This window comes from Pseudomonas sp. B1-22, assembly GCF_050474425.1.
Taxonomy (GTDB): Bacteria; Pseudomonadota; Gammaproteobacteria; order Pseudomonadales; family Pseudomonadaceae; genus Pseudomonas.
Map to the genome: position 1 here is coordinate 353,227 of NZ_JBCHVH010000006.1, position 26,579 is coordinate 379,805.

26 protein-coding genes are annotated in these 26,579 nt (G+C 66.4%); 15 read left to right on the forward strand and 11 right to left on the reverse strand.

From position 1 onward, the window contains the following. The first annotated feature begins 29 nt into the window (after window positions 1-29). The gene (gene glyA / locus ACQ5BL_RS23620; RefSeq protein ID WP_207887817.1) at window positions 30-1,283 is read left to right on the forward strand and encodes a serine hydroxymethyltransferase; all 1,254 of its coding nucleotides are present in this window, start codon (window positions 30-32) and stop codon (window positions 1,281-1,283) included. A gap of 190 nt (window positions 1,284-1,473) precedes the next feature. Here glyA and ACQ5BL_RS23625 read toward each other — a convergent pair whose 3' ends face one another. Beyond that, window positions 1,474-1,965, reverse strand: coding sequence for a SecDF P1 head subdomain-containing protein (locus tag ACQ5BL_RS23625; protein WP_243805287.1), 492 nt, complete (start codon window positions 1,963-1,965; stop codon window positions 1,474-1,476). 276 nt (window positions 1,966-2,241) lie between these two features. Between ACQ5BL_RS23625 and ACQ5BL_RS23630 the strand changes: the two genes are divergently transcribed. The 3 genes from ACQ5BL_RS23630 (at window position 2,242) to ACQ5BL_RS23640 (ending at window position 5,323) form a co-directional block, all read left to right on the forward strand. Then, on the forward strand, window positions 2,242-3,537 hold the full coding sequence (locus ACQ5BL_RS23630) for an NCS2 family permease (protein ID WP_207887813.1): 1,296 nt from the start codon (window positions 2,242-2,244) through the stop codon (window positions 3,535-3,537). Window positions 3,538-3,660: 123 nt separating this feature from the next. Beyond that, window positions 3,661-4,746 (forward strand): tRNA (uridine(54)-C5)-methyltransferase TrmA, encoded by a 1,086-nt coding sequence (gene trmA / locus ACQ5BL_RS23635; RefSeq protein ID WP_243805286.1) that lies wholly within the window; start codon window positions 3,661-3,663, stop codon window positions 4,744-4,746. 82 nt (window positions 4,747-4,828) lie between these two features. Beyond that, window positions 4,829-5,323 carry a DUF4136 domain-containing protein gene (locus ACQ5BL_RS23640; protein ID WP_430293298.1) on the forward strand — a complete coding sequence of 165 codons (495 nt, stop codon included), beginning with the start codon at window positions 4,829-4,831 and terminating at the stop codon, window positions 5,321-5,323. A gap of 3 nt (window positions 5,324-5,326) precedes the next feature. Here the strand turns inward: ACQ5BL_RS23640 and ACQ5BL_RS23645 are convergent, their stop codons facing one another. Both ACQ5BL_RS23645 and ACQ5BL_RS23650 read right to left on the reverse strand, forming a co-directional pair. Continuing rightward, complete coding sequence (locus tag ACQ5BL_RS23645) at window positions 5,327-5,629, reverse strand: DUF1883 domain-containing protein (protein WP_152220377.1); 303 nt, start codon at window positions 5,627-5,629, stop codon at window positions 5,327-5,329. 131 nt (window positions 5,630-5,760) lie between these two features. Next, window positions 5,761-6,228 (reverse strand): DUF4345 family protein, encoded by a 468-nt coding sequence (locus ACQ5BL_RS23650; RefSeq protein ID WP_207887807.1) that lies wholly within the window; start codon window positions 6,226-6,228, stop codon window positions 5,761-5,763. Between the two features lie 201 nt (window positions 6,229-6,429). Between ACQ5BL_RS23650 and ACQ5BL_RS23655 the strand changes: the two genes are divergently transcribed. Beyond that, entirely contained in the window at window positions 6,430-6,864 is a 435-nt protein-coding gene (locus ACQ5BL_RS23655; RefSeq protein ID WP_243805284.1) for a DUF411 domain-containing protein, read from the forward strand. Between the two features lie 62 nt (window positions 6,865-6,926). Here ACQ5BL_RS23655 and alaC read toward each other — a convergent pair whose 3' ends face one another. Further along, window positions 6,927-8,144: an alanine transaminase gene (gene alaC, locus ACQ5BL_RS23660; RefSeq protein ID WP_243805283.1), complete on the reverse strand. Its 1,218-nt coding sequence runs from the start codon at window positions 8,142-8,144 to the stop codon at window positions 6,927-6,929. Window positions 8,145-8,315: 171 nt separating this feature from the next. On the opposite strand from alaC, the gene ACQ5BL_RS23665 reads away from it, so the two are divergent. Continuing rightward, the gene (locus ACQ5BL_RS23665; RefSeq protein WP_243805282.1) at window positions 8,316-9,176 is read left to right on the forward strand and encodes a PhzF family phenazine biosynthesis protein; all 861 of its coding nucleotides are present in this window, start codon (window positions 8,316-8,318) and stop codon (window positions 9,174-9,176) included. A 67-nt stretch (window positions 9,177-9,243) separates the two neighbouring features. Then, on the forward strand, window positions 9,244-10,152 hold the full coding sequence (gene ypfJ / locus ACQ5BL_RS23670) for a KPN_02809 family neutral zinc metallopeptidase (protein WP_243805281.1): 909 nt from the start codon (window positions 9,244-9,246) through the stop codon (window positions 10,150-10,152). A 312-nt stretch (window positions 10,153-10,464) separates the two neighbouring features. Here the strand turns inward: ypfJ and ACQ5BL_RS23675 are convergent, their stop codons facing one another. Together ACQ5BL_RS23675 and ACQ5BL_RS23680 are read right to left on the reverse strand one after the other, a co-directional pair. Beyond that, entirely contained in the window at window positions 10,465-10,905 is a 441-nt protein-coding gene (locus tag ACQ5BL_RS23675; protein WP_243805280.1) for a response regulator, read from the reverse strand. A 141-nt stretch (window positions 10,906-11,046) separates the two neighbouring features. Further along, window positions 11,047-12,942 carry a propionyl-CoA synthetase gene (locus ACQ5BL_RS23680; protein WP_243805590.1) on the reverse strand — a complete coding sequence of 632 codons (1,896 nt, stop codon included), beginning with the start codon at window positions 12,940-12,942 and terminating at the stop codon, window positions 11,047-11,049. 234 nt (window positions 12,943-13,176) lie between these two features. Here ACQ5BL_RS23680 and ACQ5BL_RS23685 point away from each other — a divergent pair, with 234 nt between their 5' ends. Beyond that, on the forward strand, window positions 13,177-14,058 hold the full coding sequence (locus tag ACQ5BL_RS23685; RefSeq protein WP_207887791.1) for an AraC family transcriptional regulator: 882 nt from the start codon (window positions 13,177-13,179) through the stop codon (window positions 14,056-14,058). A 104-nt stretch (window positions 14,059-14,162) separates the two neighbouring features. Then, window positions 14,163-14,342 (forward strand): hypothetical protein, encoded by a 180-nt coding sequence (locus ACQ5BL_RS23690; RefSeq protein ID WP_207887789.1) that lies wholly within the window; start codon window positions 14,163-14,165, stop codon window positions 14,340-14,342. A gap of 6 nt (window positions 14,343-14,348) precedes the next feature. Here the strand turns inward: ACQ5BL_RS23690 and ACQ5BL_RS23695 are convergent, their stop codons facing one another. From ACQ5BL_RS23695 to ACQ5BL_RS23705, 3 genes are all read right to left on the reverse strand, one after another. Next, window positions 14,349-15,524 (reverse strand): multidrug effflux MFS transporter, encoded by a 1,176-nt coding sequence (locus ACQ5BL_RS23695; RefSeq protein WP_243805279.1) that lies wholly within the window; start codon window positions 15,522-15,524, stop codon window positions 14,349-14,351. 189 nt (window positions 15,525-15,713) lie between these two features. After that, the gene (locus ACQ5BL_RS23700) at window positions 15,714-18,866 is read right to left on the reverse strand and encodes an efflux RND transporter permease subunit (protein ID WP_347881009.1); all 3,153 of its coding nucleotides are present in this window, start codon (window positions 18,864-18,866) and stop codon (window positions 15,714-15,716) included. Between the two features lie 12 nt (window positions 18,867-18,878). Beyond that, window positions 18,879-20,063 carry an efflux RND transporter periplasmic adaptor subunit gene (locus ACQ5BL_RS23705; RefSeq protein ID WP_243805278.1) on the reverse strand — a complete coding sequence of 395 codons (1,185 nt, stop codon included), beginning with the start codon at window positions 20,061-20,063 and terminating at the stop codon, window positions 18,879-18,881. A gap of 155 nt (window positions 20,064-20,218) precedes the next feature. Here ACQ5BL_RS23705 and ACQ5BL_RS23710 point away from each other — a divergent pair, with 155 nt between their 5' ends. Further along, window positions 20,219-20,851, forward strand: coding sequence for a TetR family transcriptional regulator (locus ACQ5BL_RS23710; RefSeq protein WP_207887783.1), 633 nt, complete (start codon window positions 20,219-20,221; stop codon window positions 20,849-20,851). Between the two features lie 95 nt (window positions 20,852-20,946). Here the strand turns inward: ACQ5BL_RS23710 and ACQ5BL_RS23715 are convergent, their stop codons facing one another. After that, window positions 20,947-21,144, reverse strand: coding sequence for a heavy-metal-associated domain-containing protein (locus ACQ5BL_RS23715; RefSeq protein WP_243805277.1), 198 nt, complete (start codon window positions 21,142-21,144; stop codon window positions 20,947-20,949). 153 nt (window positions 21,145-21,297) lie between these two features. Here ACQ5BL_RS23715 and ACQ5BL_RS23720 point away from each other — a divergent pair, with 153 nt between their 5' ends. From ACQ5BL_RS23720 to ACQ5BL_RS23740, 5 genes are all read left to right on the forward strand, one after another. Beyond that, the gene (locus tag ACQ5BL_RS23720; protein WP_243805276.1) at window positions 21,298-21,756 is read left to right on the forward strand and encodes a hypothetical protein; all 459 of its coding nucleotides are present in this window, start codon (window positions 21,298-21,300) and stop codon (window positions 21,754-21,756) included. A gap of 98 nt (window positions 21,757-21,854) precedes the next feature. Continuing rightward, the gene (locus ACQ5BL_RS23725) at window positions 21,855-24,257 is read left to right on the forward strand and encodes a heavy metal translocating P-type ATPase (RefSeq protein ID WP_243805275.1); all 2,403 of its coding nucleotides are present in this window, start codon (window positions 21,855-21,857) and stop codon (window positions 24,255-24,257) included. 46 nt (window positions 24,258-24,303) lie between these two features. Next, complete coding sequence (gene cueR / locus ACQ5BL_RS23730) at window positions 24,304-24,705, forward strand: Cu(I)-responsive transcriptional regulator (protein ID WP_243805274.1); 402 nt, start codon at window positions 24,304-24,306, stop codon at window positions 24,703-24,705. Window positions 24,706-24,797: 92 nt separating this feature from the next. Continuing rightward, complete coding sequence (locus ACQ5BL_RS23735; RefSeq protein ID WP_207884503.1) at window positions 24,798-25,052, forward strand: type II toxin-antitoxin system HicA family toxin; 255 nt, start codon at window positions 24,798-24,800, stop codon at window positions 25,050-25,052. Beyond that, complete coding sequence (locus ACQ5BL_RS23740) at window positions 25,049-25,375, forward strand: type II toxin-antitoxin system HicB family antitoxin (RefSeq protein ID WP_207884504.1); 327 nt, start codon at window positions 25,049-25,051, stop codon at window positions 25,373-25,375. Before ACQ5BL_RS23735 ends, ACQ5BL_RS23740 begins: the two co-directional genes overlap by 4 nt. 98 nt (window positions 25,376-25,473) lie before the next feature. Here the strand turns inward: ACQ5BL_RS23740 and ACQ5BL_RS23745 are convergent, their stop codons facing one another. Further along, a complete protein-coding gene (locus tag ACQ5BL_RS23745) occupies window positions 25,474-26,364 on the reverse strand; it encodes an EamA family transporter (protein WP_243805273.1) in 891 nt (296 codons plus the stop codon). Between the last annotated feature and the right edge of the window lie 215 nt (window positions 26,365-26,579).

Here is a 26,579-nt window from a genome sequence, read left to right on the forward strand (position 1 = left end):
CCCAGCACCCGATCCTTAAGAGGACCGCCATGTTCAGCCGTGATTTGACCCTCGCCCGCTACGATGCCGAACTCTTCGCCGCGATGGAGCAGGAAGCCCAGCGCCAGGAAGAGCACATCGAGCTCATCGCCTCCGAGAACTACACCAGCCCGGCGGTGATGGAAGCCCAGGGTTCGGTGCTGACCAACAAGTACGCCGAAGGCTACCCGGGCAAGCGCTACTACGGTGGTTGCGAGTACGTCGACGTCGTCGAGCAACTGGCCATCGACCGCGCCAAGCAGCTGTTCGGCGCCGACTACGCCAACGTCCAGCCGCACGCCGGCTCCCAGGCCAACTCCGCCGTCTACCTGGCCCTGCTCAACGCCGGTGACACCATCCTGGGCATGAGCCTGGCCCACGGCGGTCACCTGACCCACGGCGCCAGCGTTTCCTCCTCCGGCAAGCTGTACAACGCCATCCAGTACGGCATCGACGCCAACGGCCTGATCGACTACGACGAAGTCGAGCGCCTGGCCGTCGAGCACAAGCCGAAGATGATCGTCGCCGGCTTCTCCGCCTACTCCCAGGTGCTGGACTTCGCCCGCTTCCGCGCCATCGCCGACAAGGTCGGTGCCTACCTGTTCGTCGACATGGCCCACGTGGCCGGTCTGGTCGCCGCTGGCGTCTACCCGAACCCGGTTCCGTTCGCCGACGTGGTCACCACCACCACCCACAAGACCCTGCGCGGCCCGCGCGGCGGCCTGATCCTCGCTCGCAAGAACGAAGAGATCGAGAAGAAGCTGAACTCCGCCGTCTTCCCGGGTGCCCAGGGTGGCCCGCTGGAGCACGTGATCGCCGCCAAGGCCGTGTGCTTCAAGGAAGCCCTGCAGCCCGAGTTCAAGGCCTACCAGCAGCAGGTCCTGAAGAACGCCCAGACCATGGCCAGCGTGTTCATCGAGCGCGGCTTCGACGTGGTTTCCGGCGGTACCCAGAACCACCTGTTCCTGCTCTCCCTGATCAAGCAGGACATCACCGGTAAGGACGCCGACGCCGCCCTGGGCCGCGCCTTCATCACCGTGAACAAGAACAGCGTGCCGAACGACCCGCGTTCCCCGTTCGTCACCTCCGGCCTGCGCATCGGTACCCCGGCCGTCACCACCCGTGGCTTCAAGGAAGCCGAGTGCCGCGAGCTGGCCGGCTGGATCTGCGACATCCTGACCAACATGGGCGACGAGTCCGTAGTGGACAGCGTGCGCGAGAAGGTCAAGGCCATCTGCACCAAGTTCCCGGTATACGGCGCCTAAGCCCGAACCGCGAACCGCACGACGAAAAAGCCCGGCAGATGCCGGGCTTTTTCATGTCTGCCTTCCGCAGGGATCAGGCTGAACCTGTAGGAGCGAGCTTGCTCGCGAACGGATTCCAGCCAGGCTCCTGCGTTGTGCGGTTCGCGAGCAAGCTCGCTCCTACAAAAGCCGGAAAGCCGTCCTACCTTTATTACGGCTGCCCGCCTGACTGCTGCTCCGGTTGCACCGGGGTAGCGCGCAACTCATTCAGCCGCCGTACCAGCGTCTCGGCCTCCGCCTGGCTGGCGAAGCCCTTGAGCATCACCTGCCCATCCGTCACCACGCGCGTCACTTTTGGCAGCAAGCGCAGCTGTCCGTCGATGACCACCGCCAGGGCCTTGCCCTGCTCCTCCTGGGTCAGCTTCGCCAGGCGCTGGCTGGCGTCCGGGGTGAACAGCACGCGCACCGCCGGCTTGCCATCGGCCACGCTGGCCAGTTCGGCGCGCTGCACGTCCTGCTGGGTCAGCGCGGGATGGGTTGCCACCAGCACGGCCTTGCCTTGCGGGTCCGCCAGGGTGCGGGTGCTGGCCGTGGGCTGCTCGGCCAAGGCATGCACATCGAACGTATGTTGCGGCGCCGACGGCGGAGCACCGGCACAGGCGGCCAGCAGCGTGGTGAAAAGGAACGGTATCGAGCGTTTCATCGAATGCGAATCAGGCAGAAGGGCCCGTCGGGCCAGGGTCATAGAGAGTCAGACCACCTGCGTGGCACAAGTTGCACTCCCTTGGTCGGCACCCGCGACTATGCTGGATGACGAACGGATGCTGGCGGTCCGGTCAGAAATTCTCCGGCGCAGGACGAGCTGGTATCATGCGCGCCTTTTGCCGGTCACAAGAAAGGCGCAGGGCCCACCTGGGCATGCACCTTGCTTTTCCCGGCCAGAACGATAACGGCGCAAGAGCGTCACGGGGAGCCAAACATGCTGGAAAAGCTGTTCCAACTCAAGGCGCACAACACCAATGTGCGCACCGAGATCCTGGCGGGTATCACCACCTTCCTGACCATGGCCTACATCCTCTTCGTCAACCCGAGCATCCTCGGCGAGACGGGCATGGACAAGGGCGCGATCTTCGTCGCCACCTGCCTGGCGGCGGCCATCGGCTCTGCCATCATGGGCCTGATCGCCAACTACCCGATCGCCCTGGCGCCCGGCATGGGCCTGAACGCCTTCTTCACCTACACCGTGGTCCTGCACATGGGCCACACCTGGCAGGTGGCGCTCGGTGCGGTGTTCCTCTCCGCGTGCATGTTCTTCATCATTTCGATCTTCCGCATCCGCGAATGGATCATCAACAGCATCCCGCTGGCGCTGCGCTCGGCGATCGCCGCGGGCATCGGCCTGTTCCTCGCGCTGATCGCGCTGAAGGAATCGGGCATCGTCGTCGCCAACGCCGCCACCCTGGTGGGCATGGGTGACCTGGCCAAGCCCGAGCCGCTGCTGGCGATCCTCGGCTTCATCCTGATCGTCGCCCTGGAAGCCCGCCGCGTGACCGGTGCGGTGATGATCGGCATCCTGGTGGTGACCTTCATCGCCATTGCCCTGGGCGTCTCCAAGTTCGGCGGCGTGGTGTCGATGCCGCCGTCGCTGGCGCCGACCTTCCTGCAGCTGGACATCAAGGGCGCCCTGGACATCGGCCTGACCAGCGTGATCTTCGCCTTCCTCTTCGTCGACCTGTTCGACAACTCCGGCACCCTGATCGGCGTGGCCAAGCGCGCCGGCCTGATGGGCAAGGACGGACACATGCCGAAGATGGGCCGCGCCCTGATCGCCGACAGCACCGCCGCCATGTTCGGCTCGCTGCTGGGCACCTCCACCACCACCAGCTACATCGAATCGGCCGCGGGCGTTTCCGCCGGCGGCCGCACCGGCCTGACCGCCCTCGTGGTCGCCTTGCTGTTCCTGCTGGCGCTGTTCTTCGCCCCGCTGGCGGGTAACGTCCCGGCCTTCGCCACCGCACCGGCGCTGTTCTTCGTCGCCGTGCTGATGGCTTCCGGTCTTGCCGAGATCGACTGGGACGACCTGACCGTCGCCGCACCCGTGGTAGTCACCGCCCTGGCCATGCCGCTGACCTTCTCCATCGCCAACGGCATCGCCTTCGGCTTCATCACCTGGACCGCCTGCAAACTGCTGTCCGGCCGCTTCCGCGAGCTGAACCCGGCGCTGGTGATCCTGTCGGTTCTGTTTGTGATCAAGCTGGGCTGGTACAACGCCTGATTTTTCTTTCGCAGCATGGGTATCGCTGCGCTCCACCCATCCTACAAGTGGCACTGATGTAGGATGGCGTGGAGCGAAGCGATACCCATCAACTGCCGCCGACCCACACGAGTTACCCGCCCCATGAGCAGTCCGCGTTTCGATCCCTCCCAATACGACAGCCAACTGGCCGACAAGGCCGCGCGCCTGCGCGAGCTGCTGGCGCCCTTCGCCGCGCCGGAGCCGGAGGTGTTCGACTCGCCCCGCGAGCACTACCGCCTGCGCGCCGAGTTCCGCCTGTGGCGCGAGGGCGAAGCGCGCCACTACGCGATGTTCGAGCAGGGCGACAAGCACACGCCGATCCTGATCGAGCAGTTCCCCATCGCCAGCCAGCGCATCAACGAGCTGATGCCGCGCCTGAAGGCCGCCTGGGCCGAGCCGACCCTGGGCCACAAACTGTTCCAGGTGGAATTCCTCACCACCCTGGCGGGCGACGCGCTGATCACCCTCTGCTACCACCGCCCGGTGGACGCCGCCTGGCAAGCTGCCGCCGAGAAGCTGGCCGCCGAACTGGGCGTGAGCATCGTCGGCCGCTCGCGCGGCAAGCGTCTGGTCGTCGGCCGCGATTACGTGAATGAAGAACTGACCGTCGCCGGCCGCACCTTCCGCTACCGTCAGCCGGAGGGCGCCTTCACCCAGCCCAACGGCGAGGTCTGCCAGAAGATGCTCAACTGGGCCTACGAAGCCCTGGGCCAGCGCGAAGACGACCTGCTGGAGCTGTACTGCGGCAACGGCAACTTCACCCTGCCGCTGGCGACCCGCGCGCGCAGGGTGCTGGCCACCGAGATCAGCAAGACCTCGGTGAACGCCGCCCTGGCGAACCTGGCCGACAACGCTGTGGATAACGTCACCCTGGTGCGCCTCTCCGCCGAGGAGCTGACCCAGGCGCTGAATGACGTGCGACCGTTCCGCCGCCTGGCCGATGTCGACCTGAAGTCCTACGAGTTCGGCAGCGTCTTCGTCGACCCGCCGCGCGCCGGCATGGACCCGGACACCTGCGAGTTGACCCGGCGCTTCGACAACATCCTGTACATCTCCTGCAACCCGGAGACCCTGGCGCAGAACATCGCCCAGCTGCACGACACCCACCAGGTGAGCCGCTGCGCCCTGTTCGATCAGTTCCCCTACACGCACCACATGGAAGCCGGCGTGCTGCTGACCCGCCGCTGATCAGGCAACGCCCAACCAAGAGTTGGGCAGCGTCCTGCGTTCAACGGGCTAGGCTAAGGGCACAATAACCCGAGTACCGCCCATGCCCCGCCTGATCCTGCCCCTGCTGCTTCTCCTGCTGGCCGGCTGCGCCAGCGACCCCGCCACCGTCAGCGTGTCGCCGAACGCCGACGGCCACCAGAGCACCTTCTTCATCCAGGCCCTGGACGCGCCGGGGCAACGCGAGGATCTCGAAGACCGCTTCGACCTCGGCGTGCGCCGGGCGCTGGAGGCCAAGGGGTATCGCTACCAGGAAAGTTCGGGGGACCTGCGGGTGATCTACCTGTTCGGGCTGGACAACCAGGCCGGGATCGTCCAGCGCCCGGTGTCGACCTCGGCGGGGGTGATCACCCAGACGCAAATCACCGACTCCGCAGAGGCCCGGCTGGCCCTGCGGATTCTCGACGAAGCCTCAGGCGAGGTGCTGTTGCAGGCCCAGGGTGCACGCCAGTTGCACGATCCGTCCCTGACCCAACAGGTATTCGACGACGCCATCGCGCGGCTGCTGAAGGATTTCCCCGCGCACGCCGGACACTGAATATCAGCTGTAGTTGGACGGCGACTTGCGGACGAACTTGATGCTGTACTTGAAGTCGGCCTTGCGCGTGACGCTGATGGCGCGGCGGGTCACGGTGTCGATGGTGACGTTCCAGTAACCGGTGCTGGGCACCTTGATCTTCGCCGGGAAACGGTCGAACGCGCCGCCGTGGTAGGCATGGCGGCCGCCGTTCTTGAAGCTGCGGAAGTTGGCATCGGTCATCAGGCGGATGTTGCAGGTCATGGAGCACTCGATGACCACCAGATCGCCTTCGTTCAGGTGTTCACGTTGATGTACGAACTTCATCTTTGGCCCCGCACCGGTTCTTCCGCAAAATCAATACGATAGCACGACACGCGGGGTAACCCGGCATTCCGGGTGCGTTGGGCTGCCCCGCTCATCCGGACACCGTCCGTGTGGCAGGGAATTTCCGGGGCTCAGAGGCCCTCGAAGTCCGCACGGTGCTCTTCCGGCTCGTCAGGCTCCTTGCTGGACGACGTCGGCGGAGTCCGGTTGCGCGACTGCCGCTCCAGCCAGTAGAGGGCGAGGATCGCCAGCGCGGAAATCGCTCCGCGATAGACCACGCCGGCCAGCTGCGCGTCCACCTCCATGCCGCCTTCGGTCCAGGCGATCAGCAGGCGCGACAGGGTCAGGGTGAGCTGCACGAGGATCACCAGGATCAACGCCGGGCGCACCAGCAGGCGGCGGCGCAGGGCGAACACCAGGAACAGCGCGAGGGCGAACTGGTGCCCGCCGTAGAACACCCGGGCATCGCTCACAGAGGAAGGCTCCATCAGCAACATACCGCTGAGGTTGGCCATTTCGTAGGGGCGAATCCAATACAGCAGCCCCAGACCACCCCACACCAGGGCCTGTAGCAGCAGGACGAGACGGGCGAAGAGCATGCTCTTTCTCCTTGGCCGAATAGCCATTCCAGCGCGTCCGCAGCTGCGACCCAGCGCCGCGGATGCATGAGCGATCAGCTAGAGACCCCGGAAGACGCGGCAAGTTCGGGACCTCCGTCATATATAGATACAGCTGGCCGATGGGGCGGTCCAGCCTCCGGGGAGTATCCTCGGAGGCTTCCGGTCCTTGAGGTTTCCACCATGCGTACCCTGCTTCTGCTCACCGCCCTCGTCGCCGGCGCCGCCCAGGCCGCCGAGCCGCTGACCATCGACGTCCACCGCGATGCCAACTGCAGCTGCTGCAAGGACTGGATCAAGCACCTGGAGAGCAACGGCTTCACCGTCAACGACCATGTCGAGGCGGACATGAGTGCAGTGAAGACCAAGCTCGGCGTGCCTTACAACATGGGCTCGTGCCACACCGGGGTAATCGACGGCAAGTTCGTCGAGGGCCACGTGCCGGCCGCCGACGTGCTGAAGCTGCGCGAGCGCGCGGATCTGGTCGGCGCCGCCGCGCCGGGCATGCCGGTCGGCTCGCCGGGCATGGAAATGGGCGACCGCCATGACGCCTATCAGGTCGTGGGCCTGACCAAAACCGGCCAGCGTGAAGTGCTGGCGGACTATCCCGCGCACTGAGGCTCACCCGGGCCAAGGGACTCACAAACGAAAGGGGCGGCCAACTGGCCGCCCCTTTTGCATTACTCCGCCTTCGCCGGCAACAGGCCGTCGGCGCGGAACATCGCCTTGATGCCCCGCAGCGCCTGGCGCAGGCGGTCGCGGTTCTCGATCAGGGCGAAGCGCACGTGGTCATCGCCGTAGTCGCCGAAGCCGATGCCGGGCGACACCGAGACCTTGGCGTCCTTGAGCAGCTTCTTGGCGAACTCCAGCGAACCCAGGTGCGCATAGGCTTCGGGAATCTTCGCCCAGATGTACATGGAGGCCTTGGGGTTCTCCACCATCCAGCCGGCCTCGTGCAGGCCCTTCACCAGCACGTCGCGGCGCTTCTGGTACTGCTCGGCGATGTCGCGCACGCACTGCTGGTCGCCTTCCAGCGCGGCGATGGCCGCTACCTGCAGCGGGGTGAAGGTGCCGTAGTCGTGGTAGCTCTTGATCCGCGCCAGGGCCGAGACCAGCTCCGGGTTGCCGACCATGAAGCCGATGCGCCAGCCGGCCATGTTGTAGCTCTTGGACAAGGTGAAGAACTCCACCGCAATGTCCTTGGCGCCAGGCACCTGCATGATCGACGGGGCCTTCCAGCCGTCGAAGGTGATGTCCGCGTAGGCCAGGTCGTGCACCACCAGCACGTCGTAGCGCTTGGCGAGGTCGACCACGCGCTCGAAGAAGTCCAGCTCCACGCACTGCGCGGTGGGGTTGGAGGGGAAGCCGAGGATCATCATCTTCGGCTTGGGAATCGACTCGCGGATCGCCCGCTCCAGCTCGTTGAAGAAGTCGATCCCCGGCACCAGCGGTACCGAGCGCACCTGGGCGCCGGCGATCACCGCGCCGTAGATGTGGATCGGGTAACTGGGGTTGGGCACCAGAATCGTGTCGCCATGATCCAGGGTTGCCAGCATCAGGTGCGCCAGGCCTTCCTTGGAGCCGATGGTGACGATGGCCTCGGATTCCGGGTCGATCTGCACGTCGTAGCGGTCGCGGTACCAGTGCGAGATGGCGCGGCGCAGGCGCGGAATGCCACGGGACGTGGAATAGCCGTGGGTGTCTTCGCGCTGGGCGACCTGGCAGAGCTTCTCGACGATATGCGGCGGCGTGGCCCCGTCCGGGTTGCCCATGGACAGGTCGATGATGTCCTCGCCACGGCGGCGGGCGGCCATCTTCAGTTCGGCGGTGATGTTGAAAACGTAGGGGGGCAGGCGATCGATGCGCGCAAAGCGACGAGCTGAACGGGGTTCAGTCATGGTGTCCTCGGGTTAACGTAGGCGCCCGGAACCGTCCGAGCGACGCCGGCCACTGCGGTGGCCTGGAAAGCGTAGCGTGTGAGCTGCGCTTTCTTGTCGGCGAACATATAGCTCGCTAGGCTGGCTGTCGAGTTTTTCTTTGCGCCGCTCAAGGGCGGCATCTGGAGGCCCATGTCCACGCAACAGTATTGGCAGCTCGACGTCTTCGCCGACCAACCGCTCACCGGCAATGGCCTGGCGGTATTCCCCGACGCCCGGGGCATACCCGCCCAGACCCTGCAGGCGCTGACCCAGGAGCTGCGCCAGTTCGAGTCGATCTTCCTGTTCCCGTCCGCCTCGCTGGACACCTACTCGGCGCGCATCTTCACCGTCGACGAGGAACTGCCCTTCGCCGGCCACCCGGTGCTGGGCGCCGCCGCGCTGCTGCATCACCTGCACCAGCGCGGCGAGGAAGAACTCTGGACGCTGGAGCTGCCGGCCAAGGCCGTAAAGGTCGCCACCCGCCGTCGCGGCGCGGGCTTCCACGCCGAAATGAACCAGGGCGCCGCCGACTTCGGCACGGTGCTGGACGACGACGCGCGCCGCTGGTTCGCCGAGGCCTTCTCGCTGCCCCCCGCCGACCTCGCCGACTACCCCGCCGCCGTGGTCAGCACCGGCCTGCCGTACCTGCTGCTGCCGGTACGCGGCGAAGCCCTGGGCCGCGTGCGCCAGCGCACGGACCTCACGGCCGAGCTGGCAAAACTCAACGCCGCCTTCGTGTTCGTGCTGGATGTGGATAATCGCGAGGGCCGCACCTGGGACGGCGCCGGAATCATCGAGGACGTCGCCACCGGTAGCGCTGCCGGCCCCGTCGCCGCCTACCTGGTGGAGCTGGGCAAGGCGCGCCGTGGCGAGCCGTTCCAGCTGGCCCAGGGCCGCTTCGTCGGTCGCCCCAGCCGGCTCGACGTGCAGGTCGGCCAGGACGACGAGGTCCGCGTCGGCGGCGACGTCCAGTTGCTCGCCCGCGCCGAGCTGCTGCACCGCTTCGCCTGACGACCGGTCTGGCGGCCAGCCCCACCCGCGACGACACTGAACCCACCTGTTCGATGGAGATGCCGCCATGCTCTGGCGCAAAGGACGACGCAGCGACAACGTAGTGGATGCCCGCGATGGCTCTGATGATGGAGCAGGCGGCATGGGCGGTGGCGGCGGCATGCGCCTCGGCGGGCGGGGCCTGAGCCTGGGCGGCGTGGCCATTGTGGTGGTGGTCGGGCTGCTGATGGGCCAGGACCCGATGCAGATCCTCGGCTCGCTGCTCGGCCAGATGGACGTCTCGCAACAGGCGCCGAGCCGCCCGGCGCAGGGCAAGCCGGCCAACCCGAACGACCCGCAGGTGGAATTCGTCCGCGCGATCCTGGGCGACACCGAGGACACCTGGGGCGAAATCTTCGCCCGCAGCAACGCGCAGTACGAGCAGCCCAAGCTGATTCTGTTCAACGGCGGGGTGAATTCGGCGTGCGGCTTCGCCTCCTCGGCGGTCGGGCCCTTCTATTGCCCGGGCGATCACCGCGTGTATCTCGACCTCGGGTTCTTCCGCGAGATGGAGCAGAAGTTCTCCGCCGCCGGCGACTTCGCCCAGGCCTACGTGATCGCCCACGAAGTCGGCCACCACGTACAGAACCTGCTGGGCATTTCCGCCAAGATCAACGCCGCCCGCCAGCGCGGCGCGCGCATGGAGGGCGCCGATGGCCTGTCGGTACGCCAGGAACTGCAGGCCGACTGCTTCGCCGGGGTCTGGGCCAACCACGCCCAGCAGCGCCTGAACTGGCTGGAACCGGGCGACGTGGAGGAAGCGCTGAACGCCGCCAACGCCATCGGCGACGACCACCTGCAGCGCCAGGCGCGCGGCAGCGTGATGCCCGACTCCTTCACCCACGGCACCTCGGCGCAGCGTGTCCGCTGGTTCAAGCTGGGCTTCGAGAGCGGCTCGCCGGGCAAGTGCGATACGTTCAAGGCGCAGGCGCTGTAACGCGCCAGCCCGAATCGCCTTGTAGGAGCGAGCTTGCTCGCGAACAGAGTCCCGGGCACGTCGGTGTTGGGCGGTTCGCGAGCAAGCTCGCTCCTACAGAGACGCCCGCCCCGGCCCAGCTCGGAATACCCGGAACGGCGCATAATATCCAGCGCGCCCCTACGACAGCCCTCTCCCAAAGGGAGAGGGGACCGTTCGCTGCAGGATTGAACCGTCGCGTCAGCCGGTACGGACCGCCCCCTCTCCCTCCGGGAGAGGGTCGGGGTGAGGGAAAGCACAGGCACGTATATCGCCGACAGAAGACGGTTTCGCCTACAGGCTACGACTCAGCGTGTGCAGGAAGTACTCCGGGTCCACCGGCTTGAGCATCACTTCCAGCACGTTCAGCCCCATCGCCTCGATCAGGTCGAGGGTGTCGGCCTGGCCGGAAAGGACAATGATCGGCAGGAAGGTGCCGATGACGTTGAGCTCGCGGATCAGTTCCAGCCCCGTGCCCTTGCGCTCCATCGGCAGGTCGGTGATCAGCAGGTCGATGTCCGACTCGTCCCGGCGAATCCGGCGCAGCGCTTCGGTCGCATTGTGGGCGACCAGGCAATGGAAGTCGGCCGATTCGATCAGCTCGCGCAACCCCGCCAATACCTCGGGATCATCTTCAACCAGCAGCGCCACGGGCCGGCGCGGAGTCGGTGCGGTGACCTCCCGCAGTGCTTCCAGCTCTTCTTCGTCGAGAATGTCCTGGGGGCCCGTAACCATAGCCGCAACACCACCCATAGAGGCCTATCCGACCAGTATAGAAGCATCTTGCTATCACCCAGTCCGATCCAGAAGGGCGAATAAAAAAGGGCCGCCCGAAGGCGGCCCTGGAAAGACGCCAGCAAGGCCGGCGCGTGGGAATCAGCTCGCCTTGGCCAGCCCGGCCGCGCCCAGGCGCTCGGCGATCTCGCCGAGGATGCTCGGGTCGTCGATGGTGGACGGCGGCGCGTATTCCTCGCCATCGGCGATCTTGCGCAGCACGGCGCGGAGGATCTTGCCGGAGCGGGTCTTGGGCAGGCGCTTGACCACCACCGCGCGCTGGAAGCAGGCCAGTGCGCCGATACGCTCGCGCACCAGCGCCACCAGCTCGCGCTGCAGGGCGTCTTCGGCAATCTTCGCGTCGTCCTTGAGCACCACCAGGCCGAGCGGCACATGGCCCTTGAGGTTGTCCGCCACGGCCAGCACCGCGCACTCGGCCACTGCGTCGTGCAACGCCAGCAGCTCCTCCATCTCGCCGGTGGAGAGGCGGTGGCCGGAGACGTTAATCACGTCGTCGGTGCGGCCCATGATGTAGACGAAGCCCTCCTCGTCCACATAGCCGCCGTCACCGGTGTGGTAGTAGCCGGGATAGGTCTTCAGGTAGGCCTGCAGGTAGCGCGGATGATCGTTCCACAACGTCTGTGCGCAACCGGGCGGTAGCGGCAGGGCGATGACGATGGAGCCCTGCTCGTTCGGCCCCAGGACACGGCCTTCGTCGTCCACCACCTGCACGTGATAGCCAGGCACTGCGCGGTTGGTGGAGCCGGCGCGCAGGTCGTGTCCCTCAAGGCCGGTACAGGGCGCGGTCACCGGCCAGCCGGTCTCGGTCTGCCACCAGTGGTCGTGCACCGGCTTGCCGGTGAGCTCCTCCAGCCAGTGCTGGGTGCTGCTGTCGAGCTTCTCGCCAGCGAGGAACAGGTGCCGCAGCGAACTCAGGTCGTAGCGCTTGAGCAGTTCGCCATGGGGGTCTTCCTTGCGGATCGCACGGATAGCCGTGGGCGCGCAGAACAGGCTGTTGACCTTGTGCTCCTCGATCACTCGCCAGTAGCTGCCGGCATCCGGCGTGCGCACCGGCTTGCCCTCGTAGAACACCGTGGTGCAGCCGTTCATCAGCGGGCCGTAGACGATCAACGAGTGGCCGACCACCCAGCCGACGTCGGAGACGCCCCACCAGACATCCCCCGGCTGCAGGCCGAAGATGGTCGGCAGTGCATAGTGCAGCGCCACCGCGTGGCCACCGTTGTCGCGCACGATGCCCTTGGGTTTCCCGGTGGTGCCGGAGGTGTACATGATGTACAGCGGGTCGCCGCTGGCCAGCTCCACCGGGTCCGCCGGCTGGGCGTGGGCCAGGGTTTCGCGCCAGTCCAGATCGCGCCCGGCATACAGCTCGGCCATCGCCTGCGGACGCTGCAATACCAGCACGTGGGCCGGCTGGTGCAGCGCCAGTTCCAGGGCCTTGTCCACCAGCGGCTTGTATTCGATGACCCGGTCGAACTCCAGCCCGCAGGACGCGGTGAGCACCAGCTTGGGCTTGGCGTCGTCGATGCGCAGCGCCAGCTCGTAGGGGGCGAAGCCGCCGAACACCACCGAGTGCACGGCGCCGATGCGCGCGCAGGCGAGCATCGCCATCGCGGCCTGCGGCACCATCGGCATGTAGATGATCACCCCGTCGCCCCGCTCCACGCCCAGCGCGCGCAGGGCGCCGGCCAGGCGGGCGACTTCGTCGCGCAGTTCCAGGTAGGTGAAACGCTGCTGGGTGTTGGTGACGGGGGAGTCGTAGATCAGCGCGGTCTGCTCGCCGCGACCGAGTTCGATCTGGCGGTCGAGCGCGAGGTAGCTGGAGTTCAGGCGGCCATCGGCGAACCAGCGGTGACTGCCGTCGGGCAGGGATTGCAGGATGTCCTGCGGGGCGCGGTACCAGGCCACGCGGCGGGCCTGCTCGGCCCAGAATTCGGACGGCTCCGCGATGGAGCGGTCGTAGCACTGCCGGTAGTTCATCATCTGAGCCTCTTATTTGTTGTTATCGAGGTCGAACAACGAGTATGGCCGGGGTTCGCTCCCCCACCATCAACCTTTGGTCGTATGCCGGCGCCTCTCAGGCAGCAGCCGGCTTTTATTGCGGGAGAGACGGCAGAACACTCCACACCCGAGCAAAGCTATCACCGGCACACAGCGCCGATGATCGACTAAATTGTGCTCTTGCTGGATTAAATTGCTGAGCGAGCTACCCGTATGTCGAGAACCTCGGATTGGCCCCTTCCCGCCGACAGCCTGCGCCTGGTGCTGCCGCCAGCGCTGCTGCACAAGCTCGCCACGCACCCGCTCAGCCATGACCTGTACCCCAGCTCCCTGGGCCACTACCGCCGCGCCCGCGACCACCAGATGAGCCGCGAGCAGCATGACGATCACCTGCTGATCTACTGCAGCGAAGGCCAGGGCGAGCTCGACGCCCGGGGGCAGGCTCATGCGGTCGGCTGTGGCGACCTGATCTGGCTGCCGCCCGGCATGGCCCACGCCTACCATGCCGATACGGCCAATCCCTGGACTATCCACTGGGTGCACCTGCGCGGCGACGGCGCCGACTGGCTGCGCCACGCGGCCGGCTACGGGGACTCTCCCGTGCGCCACTGGGGCCTGCAGCACGCCCTGGTCAGCGGCTTCGCCCAACTGCTGGAAGCACGCCGGAGCGGCTACCGATTCCAGCCCTTCCTCCTCGCCGCCAGCCGCCTGCGCGCCCTGCTCTGCCAGCTGCCGCTGCTGCACCCCGTACGCGATGCCGGGCTCGACCTGGACGGCCTGCACGCCTACATGCGCGACAACCTGCACCAGCGCCTGGAGCTGCCGCAGCTGGCAGCCTTCTGCAACCTCTCCAAGTTCCACTTCGTCAACCGCTACCGGGCGCTCACCGGACGCACGCCGATCCAGCACTTCCTGCACCTGAAGATCGAGTACGCCTGCCAACTGCTGGACAGCAGCGCCTGCGGCATTGCACAGGTCAGCCAGGCCGTGGGGTATGACGACAGCTATTACTTTTCAAGACTTTTCAGCAAGGTCATGGGGCTCTCGCCCAGTGCCTATCGCAGGCGCCTGAGCCAGGGCCACGGCGGCGCGTGAAGGGGGGAGCGGCCGGCTGTCGGCGACCTTGTGTCGCATCTTTTACCGATCGGTGACGGGTCTACACTGAGAATCCCTTCCAAGACCGTTCAGGGGTGCCCATCATGCACATCCTCGTTCGCCCGTCGTCCGCCAACAAGAATCAGCCTTGGGAAGTCTGCCTGGATCAGCAGGCCGTCGGCTTCCGAAGCGAGCGGGAAGCTCGCTCCTTCGTCGAGACCCTGGAAGCCCGGTTGCGGGCACCGCACCACTTGCCCGAGATGCGCCAACGCGCCGCGGGCTGACGCCACTCAGGCGGCGCGACTGCTGATCTGTCCGCTGGACCAGCCCAGCAGCGCGGCAGCCAGACCGCAGGCGGTGATCACCAGCGCCATCGGCAGGGCCGAACCGTCGTGCAGCGCGCCGACCAATGCCGAAGCGCCCGCCGCCACGGTGAACTGCAGACTCCCCATCAGGGCCGACGCGCTTCCGGCGTGGCGACCCTGGCTGGCCATGGCACAGGCCCCGGTGTTGGGCAGCAGGAAGCCCAGGCAGGCAATGGCGCCGAACAGCGGGATCAGCAGCGGCCACAACTGTGCCGGCTTGGCCAGGGTGACCGCCAGCAGTATGGCGCCGCAGGCGAAGTACACCCATACCGCCCTGCGCAGCCAGAAACCCGGCCCGCGATAGCGCAGCAGCCGCGCATTCACCTGCGCCGTCAGGATGAAGCCCGCCGCGTTACTGCCGAAGATCCAGCCGTAATGTTCCGCCGGCACGCCATAGAGCTGGATGAACACGAAGGGTGAGCCGGCGATGTAGGAGAACATCCCGGCGACGGCAAAGCCGCCGGTCATTGCATAGGTCAGGAAGGAGCGGTCGGCGAACAGCGCCAGGTACTGCCGCCCGGCCCCCCGCAAGGGCGCGCGCGGACCGGCCGGAATGGTTTCCGGCAGCCACAGCGCGATGGCCGCGCCGGCCAGGGCGCTAAACAGCATCAGGCTATAGAAGATCGACTGCCAGCCGGAGAGCTTCAGCAGCAGCCCGCCGCCCAGCGGCGCGAGGATCGGCGCCAACCCCATCACCAGCATCAGTTGCGAGAAGGCCTTGGCGGCGGCAATCGGGTCGCACAGGTCGCGCACCACCGCCCGCGAAATCACCATGCCTGCGCAGCCTCCCAGCGCCTGGATGAAGCGCGCCGCGATCAGCCATTCCAGGTCCGGCGCGAAGGCGCAGGCCAGCGACGCCAGGGTAAAGATGCCCACCCCCACCAGCAGCGGGATGCGCCGCCCGATGCGATCGGCCAACGGGCCATAGAGCAGTTGGCCAATGGCGAGGCCCGCGAAATACGCCGACAGGCTCAGCTGGATGTGCTCGACGTCGGTGTCGAAGGCATGCGCCAGCGCCGGGAAGCTGGGCAAATAGAAGTCGATGGCCATCGGCCCGAAGGCACTCAGGGCGCCAAGGATCAGCAGGATTCGGAGATTCATGAGGTCACCTGGACACACACCGGCGGTGGCGGCTCAGGCGCCAGGGCGGACGGCGTGTAAGGTTCTGCCGCGAAAGCGCTGCGCGACGAAGCCTTGCATTGTGACAAGGGCCGGGAAATTAGCAAGCTCACTAATCAATTCCCGAAAAGGTGGTAGGACGGACCGGCAGGCTGCCGGTCCGTCCTGGCTTCAGGCCTTGTGAGCCTCGCCCTCTACGGGCTTGTCCTTCTTCTTGCGGCTGGAAAGCTTGTCGGAGAACGACTCCACCAGCATGTAGAACATCGGGATGAGGAAGGTCGCCAGCAGGGTCGCGGCGAGCATGCCGCCGATCACCCCGGTGCCGATCGAGTGACGGCTGGCCGAGCCCGCGCCGGTACTGATCGCCAACGGTACGCAACCCAGGATGAAAGCCAGCGAGGTCATCACGATCGGGCGGAAGCGCAGCTTGGCCGCTTCCAGCGCCGCTTCGACCGGCCCCATGCCCTGCTCTTCACGGCAGAGCACGGCGAACTCGATGATCAGGATGGCGTTCTTCGCCGCCAGGCCGATCAGCGTCACCAGGCCCACCTGGAAGTACACGTCGTTGTCGATGCCGCGCAGCCAGATGGCGAGGATGGCGCCGAATACCGCGAAGGGCACCGCCGTGACCACCGCCAGCGGCAGCGACCAGCGCTCGTACTGCGCCGCCAGGATGAGGAACACCAGGATCAGGCCGAAGATGAACGCCTGGCCACCCGAGCCCTGAGCCTCCAGTTCCTGATAGGCCGAGCCGATCCAGGTCAGCATGTAGTCCTGGCCGAGGGTCTGGTCCGCCACCTCCTGCATAGCCGCCAGCGCCTGGCCGGAGCTGTAGCCCGGTGCCGGGCCGCCGAGCAGCTTGGCCGCGGGGAACACGTTGAAGCGCGAGAAGGTATCCGGAGCCAGGATGCGCTTGACCTGTACCAGCGTCGCCAGCGGGATCAGGTCGCCGGTGACGGAACGCACATAGACCTGTTTGAGATCCTCCGGCTTGCGGCGGAAGTCCGACTCGGACTGCAGGTTCACCTTCCAGGTACGGCCGAACAGGCTGAAGTCGTTGACGTAGTAGGCGCCGAAGGTCGACTGCATGGCGGTGAACACATCGTCGATGGCTACGCCGAAGGCACGTGCCTTGGTGCGATCCAGGTCGATGTAGTACTGCGGCACGTCGGCGTTGAAGGTGGTGGTCACGCCGGCCAGTTCGGGACGCTTGGCCGCCGCGGCCATGAACTTCTGCACGGTTGCCTGAAGCTGCTCCGGGGTGCCGCCGCTGCGGTCCTGGATGTAGGCCTCGAAGCCGCCGGTGGTGGACATGCCGGTGATCGGCGGCGGGTTGAACGACAGGGTCACACCGTCCTGCTCACGCGCGCCCATGCCCATGAAGGTGCGCGTCAGGTTGCGCGCATCCAGCGACGGTTCCTGGCGCTCCTTCCAGTCCTTCAGGGTCACGAAGGACACACCCGCGCTGGTGACGTTGGTGTTGGTCAGGATGTTCAGGCCGGAGAAGGTCACCACGTCCTTGACCGCCGGATGCTTCTGCAGCTGCTCGGAGACCGCGCTGGTCAGCTCCTCGGTGCGCTTGAGCGAAGAGGCCGGCGGCAGGATATAGGCGTTGAGCACATAGCCCTGGTCCTCGTCAGGTACCAGCGAGCCGGGTACCCGCTCGAACAGCACCACCATCAGCGCGATCATCCCGCCGACCAGCAGCAGGCCGATGGACGCGCGCTTGAGGAAGAACTGCACGCCCGCGCCATAGCCTTCGGTGGCCTTGTCGAACATGCGGTTGAACCAGCGGAACGGCGCCGCGGGCTCCTTGTGCTCGGGCTTGAGGATCAGTGCGCAGAGTGCGGGTGACAAGGTCAGCGCGACGATGCCGGAGATCACCACGGACACCGCAATGGTGATCGCGAACTGCTGGTACATCTGCCCGGCGAGGCCGCCGAGGAAGCCAACCGGCACGAACACCGCGCAGAGCACCAGGACGATGGCGACGATCGGACCCGTCACCTCCTCCATGGCCTTGATCGCGGCCTCCCGTGGGCCGAGCTTCTCCGTTCGCATCACCCGTTCGACGTTCTCCAGCACCACGATGGCATCGTCCACCACGATGCCGATTGCCAGCACCAGGCCGAACAGGGTCAACAGGTTGATGGAGAAGCCCAGCAGGTACATGCCGGCGAAGGTGCCGACCAACGACACCGGGATCGCCAGTACCGGGATCAGGGTGGCGCGAATGTTCTGCAGGAACAGGTAGACCACCAGCATCACCAGCACCAGGGCCTCGAAGAAGGTATGCACCACCTCCTCGATGGACACCTTCACGAACACCGTGGTGTCGTAGGGGATGGTGTAGACAATGCCCTGCGGGAAGCGCTTGGACAGCCGGTCCATGGTGCTGCGCACGGCCTCGGCGGTGTCCAGGGCGTTGGCGCCGGGTTGCAGGTACACACCGAAGGCCGCGTTCTGCTGGCCGTTCAGGGTGGTCATCATCGAGTAGTCCTGTGCCCCCAGTTCGACCCGGGCGACATCCTTGAGCAGCAGGCTGGCGCCGGTGCTGTCGGTGCGCAGGATGATGCTTTCGAACTGCTTCGGATCGGAGAATCGACCCTGGGTGCTCACCGTGTAGGTGAAGTCCTGCGGGGTGTGCAGAGGTTCCTTGCCGAAGTTGCCGGCGGCGAACTGCGAGTTCTGCTCCTGGATGGCGTTGACCACGTCGGTCGGCGTCAGGTTGTACTGCGCCAGCTTGTCCGGGCGCAGCCAGATGCGCATGGAGTAATCCTTGGCACCGAACTGGGTGACGTCGCCCACGCCGGGCAGGCGCTTGAGCTCGTCGATCACGTTGATCAGCGCGTAGTTACTGATCTGTACCGGGTCGACCGAGTTGTCCGGCGAATACAGGATCACCAACTGCAGGATGTCCGAAGACTTCTTCTGCACCTTCACGCCCTGCCGGCGCACTTCCTGCGGCAGCTTGGCCAGCGCCGCCTGCACCTTGTTGTTGACGTTGATGGTCGCCTGGTCGGGGTCGGTGCCGACCTGGAAGTACACGGTGAGGGTCATGGCACCGCTGCTGTCGGAGGTGGACAGCTGGTAGATCATGCCTTCGACGCCGTTGATTTCCTGTTCCAGCGGGGCGGCGACGGTTTCCGCGATCACCTGGGAGCTGGCGCCCGGATAGTTGGTGGTCACCGACACCTGCGGCGGCAGGATCTCCGGGTACTGGGCAATCGGCAGGGCATGCATGGCCGCCATCCCGCCCAGCAGGAAGATGATGGAGATGACCATGGCGAAGATCGGACGATCGATGAAGAAGCGCGAAATCACGATGGGCGCTCCTTAGGACTGGGTCTGGGCGGTATTGGCCGCAGGCTGCTGCGCGCCACCTTCTACCGGCTTGACCGGCTGATCGGGACGAACCTTGATCAGGCCATCCACGATGACCTTGTCGCCGGCATCCACCCCGGCCTCGATGACCCAGCGGCCGTTCACCGTCTGCGACGTGGTGACCTGGCGCACGCGGGCGATGCCGTCCTTGTCCACGACGTAGACGAAGGTACCGCGCGGGCCCTGGGCCAGCGCACGCTCAGGCAGCGTGACGGCGTTCTTGCGGGTGATGCCCTTGACCAGAACGCGGACGAACTGGCCGGGAATCAGCTGATTCTTCGGGTTGGGCACCACGGCGCGGGCATTGACCGTGCCGGTGCCGGTGTTGACGAAGCTGTCGGTGAAGTCGACCACTCCGTCGATGTCGTACTGGCTACCGTCGCCGAAGTGCAGCTCGGCGCTCAGCTTGCCGTCCGCCGGCAAGCTCAGCCGGCCGCTCTGCACGCCATCGCGCAGGCGCGCGGCCTCGGTATCGGGGTAGGCGAAGTTGACGTATACCGGGTCGAGCTGGGTGAGCTTGGTGAGCAGGCTGGAGCCCGGATCGGCGGCGGCCACCAGGCTGCCTTCGGAACGCACTTCCTTACTCGCCATGCCGGAGATCGGCGCGGTCACGGTGGTGTAGTTGAGGTCGATCTGCTTGGCCTGCACGTTGGCGCGGGCGGCTTCGACGTCGGCCTTGGCCTGTTCGAAGTTGGAGATGTAGCGGTCCAGTTCGCTTTCGCTGGCGAAGCCTTTCTTCTGCAGTTCACGGATACGGCGCAGATCGCGGTCGGTCTGGCGGTAGCGCGCCTGGGCCTGTGCCAGCGCGCCCTGGGCCTGGCCCAGCGCGGCCTGGTAAGGACGCGGATCGATGCGGAACAGCACCTGTCCTTCCTTCACCGGGCGGCCTTCTTCATAGGTGCGGCGTTGCAGGATGCCGCTGACCTGGGCGCGAACCTCGACCTCCCGGTAGCCGGCGGTGCGGGCGGCGTACTCCAGGGTCACGGGTACGACGGTGGCCTTGGCGACTTCAACCGTCACCGGCGGCGGAGGGGGTGCAGCGGCAGCAGGTTTGTCCTCAGCCTGAAGCGCCGTAGCGAATAAGGCAGGTAAGCCGAATACAGCAATTGCAAAGGGCAAACGGCGGACGAACTGCATGTAACCTCTCCATGGAAAGTCAGAAAAAGCGGGACGGTAGGAATATTGACTGAGAGGAGTTCACTTGCGCCAGTGCCGGATACGGACTGTTCGTACTTTAAAATCAGTAAACTGCCAACTAAGTAGTGATCCTAGCCTGTATACCAGTAAGCGCCATGAGAAGAACTAAAGAAGATTCGGAAAAGACCCGGCAGACAATTCTCGACTCCGCCGAGCAGCTTTTTCTGGCCAAGGGCGTCTCCAATACGAGCCTGGAAGAGATCGCCAGAAGTGCCGGCGTAACCCGTGGCGCGGTGTATTGGCACTTCCAGAACAAGGCTCATCTATTCAACGACCTGCTCAACCAGGTACGCCTACCGCCCGAACAACTGGCGCAGCGTCTCTCCGGCTGCGACGGGCACGACCCGATCCAGTCGCTGTTCGAATTGAGCGTGGAAGTCATCGAGAACCTGGCGCGTCACCCGCAACGCCGGCGCATTCTCACCATCCTGTTGCAGCGCTGCGAGTTCACTGACGAACTGCGCGACGCGGAAGAACGCCACAACCATTTCGTCCGTCAGTTCATCGAACTCTGCGAGCAACTGTTCACCCGCGAGAGCTGCCGCAGCCGGCTGATGCCGGGGGTGACGCCGCAGATCGCATCGCGCGCGGTGCATGCGATGATTTTCGGCCTGCTCAGCGACTGGCTGCGCGACCCGGAGCTGTTCGACGCGGAACGGGAAACCCGCTTCCTGTTCGATGCGCTGTTCAGGGGGCTGGTGCGCGACTGGAGCGCGCCCCAGGCCTGACGGATGGGCCGGCGCAATGCCGGCCCGGAAGGATGAAGGACTCAGAGCCTGTTTACGATCTTGCGGCCGGCGCGCAGCAGATCGTCAACAGGCTCTCAGGCCGCTTCGGCCTCGTAGCCCTCCTCGCGGATCGCCGCGAGAATCACCGAGTCGTCCAGGCGGCTGGCGACGCGCACTTCGCCCTGGCCCAGGTCGACCTGGACTTCCGCGGCAGCATCCAGCGCCTGTACCGCCTGGGTGATGGCCCGTACGCAGTGACCGCAGCTCATGCCTTTGACTTGGAAGGTATGCATGGGAAATCTCCTGTCGTGTGTTGATGAGTTGGATGCAGTCTCGACCTTCCCCTCGTGGCAAGGTCAAGCCTCGGCGCAATTTGCTCCAACACGCTTGTCCTGCGTCAGGCTCTCAGCCAAGCTGCCCGGATGATCCCCTCCCGGAGAACGCCCATGTGCCGTTCCCTTCTCCTGGCCTTCGCCCTCCTGCTCAGTGCCGTGGCACAGGCCGACGGCATGCCCGATACCGCGGCTGCCCCGCAGCCCCCCGCGCAGCCGACGCCCCCCTCCGCCGCGCCCAGTGCCTGGCCGATACCCGACGCCCAGCCGGTGGCCTACGCCGTACTGATCGTCAGCCGCGAACGCCTGGACACCGGCACCGCCTGCGACATCGACCTCTATGTGCAGGACCAGAAGGTCTCGCGCCTGCAGCCCGAAGGCGAGGTCGCCCTCAACCTGCCGCCGGGCGAAACCTCCCTGCGCATCGAAACCGCCAACTCCGGCCTCTGCCACGGCGGCATCGAGCCCCTGCGCGCGCAGTCGGTGGTGCTGCGTGCCGGCGAGGTGCGCAAGTTCCGCATCGCCAACAGCGAGAGCGGCCTGTACCTGATGCCGGTTTCCAGCGGCAGTTGAGCGCGATGGCTTGACCTGCGACAAGGGACCGCGGCGCAGGGGTTGACCTTGCCCTTGTGTCAAGGTTGATCCTGTTGGGGAACCTCAGGGAGAGCCCCATGAACAGCGCAACCCCAATCGAACTCGACCTTCCCGTCTCCGGGATGACCTGCGCCAGCTGCGCCGGCCGCGTGGAACGCGCTCTGCGCAAGGTGCCCGGCGTACAGCACGCCAGCGTCAACCTCGCCAGCGAACAGGCGCGCATCCAGCTGGACGGCCCATCCAGCGGCGACACCTTGCCCGCCCTGGTCGCCGCAGTCGAACAGGCCGGTTATGCCGTGCCCGCGCACAGCCTGGAGCTGGCCATCGACGGCATGACCTGCGCCAGCTGCGTCGGCCGTGTCGAACGCGCCCTGCGCAAGGTGCCCGGCGTGCGCACGGTGAGCGTGAACCTCGCCAGCGAACGCGCCCATCTCGACCTGCTCGGTGCGGTGGACATCGCCGACCTGGTCGCTGCCGTCGACAAGGCCGGCTACAAGGCCCGCCCGATCGAATCCGAGCAGCCCGGCGTCGACCCGCAGGTCGCACGCCTGGCCCGCGAGCGCTGGTGGCTGGCCGCATCCATCGCCCTGTCGCTGCCGCTGGTGCTGCCCATGATCGGCGACGGGTTCGGCCTGCACTGGATGCTGCCGGCCTGGGTGCAGTTCCTGCTCGCCACCCCGGTGCAATTCCTCATCGGCGCGCGCTTCTACGTTTCCGCCTTCAAGGCCGTGCGCGCCGGCAGCGGCAACATGGACCTGCTGGTCGCCCTCGGCACCAGCGCCGGCTACGGCCTGAGCCTGTACCTCTGGTACGCCGCCGCGCCAGGACAGATGCCGCACCTGTACTTCGAAGCCAGCGCCGTGGTGATCACTCTGATCCTGCTCGGCAAGTACCTGGAAAGCCGCGCCAAGCGCCAGACTGCCGCTGCCATCCGGGCGCTGGAAGCCTTGCGACCGGAACGCGCCACCCGTGTCCGCGACGGCGTGGAAGAGGATGTCGCCATCGTCGAACTGCGCCTGGGCGACGAAGTGCTGGTACGCCCCGGCGAACGCTTCCCGGTGGACGGCGAAGTGCTCGACGGCCAGAGCCATGCCGACGAAGCCCTGATCACCGGCGAGAGTGTGCCGGTGGCCAAGGGCGTGGGCGATGCCGTCACCGGCGGCGCCATCAATGGCGAAGGCGTGCTGCGGGTGAAAACCACCGCGCTGGGCGGCGAGACCGTGCTGGCGCGGATCATCCGCCTGGTGGAAGACGCCCAGGCGGCCAAGGCGCCGATCCAGAAGCTGGTGGACAAGGTCAGCAACGTATTCGTCCCGGTAGTGATCGGCATCGCGCTGATCACCCTGGTCGGCTGGCTGCTCGCTGGTGCCGGCTGGGAACACGCGCTGATCAACGCCGTGGCGGTGCTGGTCATCGCCTGTCCGTGCGCCCTGGGCCTGGCTACTCCCACCGCGATCATGGCCGGCACCGGCGTGGCAGCCAAACACGGCATCCTGATCAAGGACGCCGAGGCGCTGGAAGTCGCTCATGGGGTGACCGCCGTGGCCTTCGACAAGACCGGCACCCTCACCTCCGGCCAGCCACGCATCACCAATCTCGCCGCCAGCGACGAGGCCCAGGCACTCGCCCTGGCCGGCGCCCTGCAGCGCGGCAGCGAACACCCGTTGGCCAAGGCCGTGCTCGACGCCTGCGCCGAGCGCGGGCTGGCTCCTACCGCCGCCGACGCCACCCAGGCCCTGGCCGGGCGCGGCATCCAGGGCCGCGTGGACGGTCGCCTGCTGGCCCTGGGTAACCGTCGCTTGCTGGACGAACTGCAACTGCCACCCGGCGAACTGGCAGACTCCGCCAAGCACTGGGAAGCCGAAGGCCGCACCCTGTCCTGGCTGATCGAGCGCGAGCCGCAAGCCCGCGTGGTCGCCCTGTTCGCCTTCGGCGACAGCCTCAAGGACGGCGCCAGGCCCGCCATTGACGCCCTGCGCGAACGCGGCATCGCCAGCCACCTGATCACCGGCGACAACCGTGGCAGCGCCAAGGTCGTGGCCGATGCCCTTGGCCTGGACGACGTGCACGCCGAAGTGCTGCCCGGCGACAAGGCCGCCGTGGTCGGCGCGCTGCGCCAGGAAGGGAAAGTCGTGGCCATGGTCGGCGACGGCATCAACGACGCCCCAGCACTCGCCGCGGCCGACGTGGGCATCGCCATGGGCGGCGGCACCGACGTGGCCATGCACGCCGCCGGCATCACCCTGATGCGCGGCGACCCGAGGCTGGTCCCGGCGGCGCTGGACATCTCCCGGCGCACCTACGCGAAGATCCGCCAGAACCTGTTCTGGGCCTTCATCTATAACCTGGTGGGCATCCCGCTGGCCGCCTTCGGCCTGCTCAACCCCATGGTCGCCGGCGCGGCGATGGCCGCCTCCAGCGTCAGCGTGGTGAGCAACGCCCTGCTGCTCAAGCGTTGGAAGCCCCAGGACCACCAGTAAGACTCACGCCCCGCGCCAGCGGGGCGTTCGCTCAAGAGGAATCGGCATGAACATCGGCGAAGCGGCGAAGAAGAGCGGCCTGACCGCGAAGATGATCCGCTACTACGAATCCACCGGCCTGCTCGCCCCCGCCGGCCGCAGCGCCAGCGGCTATCGGCACTACAGCGAACAGGACCTGCACACCCTGGCCTTCATCCGCCGCTCGCGGGACTTCGGCTTCTCCCTGGAGGAAGTCGGCCAGTTGCTCGCCCTCTGGCAGGACCGCCAGCGTGCCAGCGCCGACGTGAAGGCCCTGGCCGCCCGGCATATCGAGGAGCTCAACCGCAAGATCGCCGAACTCAGCAGCCTGCGCGACACCCTGCAGGAGCTGAGCGACCACTGCCAGGGCGACCACCGGCCGGACTGCCCGATTCTCAAGGACCTGGAGTCGGGGAACTGCTGTCATTGAGGACTATTCGGGCGTTGTTCGGCGCCGTCTCCGACATCTGGCTCGCGGCATGGATTGGTAGCATAATCTGATACCAACAACCGGAGCACAGGATGAATGCCCGGCAACGCAGGACGCTGGAGCTGATTTTCTCCCTCCCCGTCCCGGCTTCACTGGAGTGGTTGCGCATCGAGTCACTGCTGATTGCCCTCGGCGCGCAAGTAATCGAAGGCAATGGCTCCCGGGTGCGTTTCGAGTTGAGGGGTGTTATCGCCACCTTCCACCGTCCGCACCCGGCCAAGGAAGCCAAGCCCTACCAGGTGCGCGATGCCCGCGCCTTGCTCGAACAGGCAGGAATCCACCCATGACCCCCATGAAATACCAAGGCTACGCCGCCCGCATCGAGTACAGCGATGACGACGGGCTGTTCATCGGCCATGTCGCCGGCATCCGCGATGTGATCGGCTTCCATGGGGAGTCGGTCAGCGAATTGCGCGAAGCGTTCGAAGAAGCGGTGGACGATTACCTGGCCACCTGCGAAAAGCTCGGCCGCGAGCCGCAACGCCCCTTCTCCGGCAAGCTCAGCCTGCGCCTCGATCCGCAACTGCATGCGCAGGTGGCGATCAAGGCGGAGCTGAGCAACCAGAGCATCAACCAGTGGGTGGTGGACCGCCTCGGCGAGGCGGTCTGACGCCGTATGCTCTTCGTAGGAGCGAGCTTGCTCGCGAACAGCCTTGCCCCCTGAGTCAGCCGATGTTCGCGAGCAAGCTCGCTCCTACAGATATCGCTTCAGCCTTGTGCGCTAGCCACCGCGCGGCGGCGCCAGATCGACGCCGGCAGGACGGTCACAGCCAGGCCGACGAAGACCAGCACGCAGGCCATCCAGTCCTGAGTAGTCAGCTCCTCACCGAGGAACAACCAGCCCGACAGCAGCCCTGACACCGGCACGGCGAGGGCGAACGGCGTGACCTGGCTGGCCGGGTAGCGGCGCAGCAGGAAGCTCCACAGGCCGAAGCCGACGGTGGTGGCGAGGAAGGCGATGTAGAGCAGCGCCCCCGCGCCGGTCCAGTTGATGTTCAGCACGGCGTGGCCGATCGCCTCGGGGCCTTCGAAGATCCACGACAGCACCAGCAACGGCAGCGGCGGGATCAGGCTGACCCAACTGATCAGGCGCAGCATGTCGCTGGCGCCGGAGCGCTTGGTGGCGATGTTGGAGAAGGCCCAGGCCAGCGCCGCGGCGATCACCAGCAGGAAGGCCACCAGACTGTCGCCCAGCGGGCGCTCCAGGCCGATCAGCAGCAGCCCGCCGGCGGCGAGCGCCAGGCCCAGCAGTGCACGTGCGGTCGGGCGCTCGCCGAGGAAGGCGGCGGCGATCAGCACGGTGAAGAACACCTGGCTCTGCAGCACCAGCGACGACAGGCCCGCCGGCATTCCCAGGTGCATGCCGACGAACAGCAGGCCGAACTTCACGACGCCCAGCAGCAGGCCGATCTGCACGATGCGCCAGAACGGTGCCGGCAGCGGGCCGCGCAGGAAGATCAGCGGCAACGCCGCCAGGGCGAAGCGCAGGGCGCAGAACAACAGCGGCGGGAAGTCGTGCAGGCCGACCTTGATCACAACGAAGTTGATACCCCAGATGAGGGTGACCAGCAGGGCGAGCAGGATATGGCGCAGGGGCATGGCGAGAAGCTCGGAGTGGGATGAGGCAACGCTACCAGCCCGGACACGCGCTGTATGGATACAGTTGCTGCCGTACAGTTGCGTAGGGCGTACAACCGTTCGCGGTTGTACGCCGATGCACCTCGCTTTATCGCCGGCTCCAGGGCTGAGTCCGGAGCGCCCTGAAGCCACGAGCAACCGGCGTATAACGTCGAACGTTATACGCCCTACGTCGC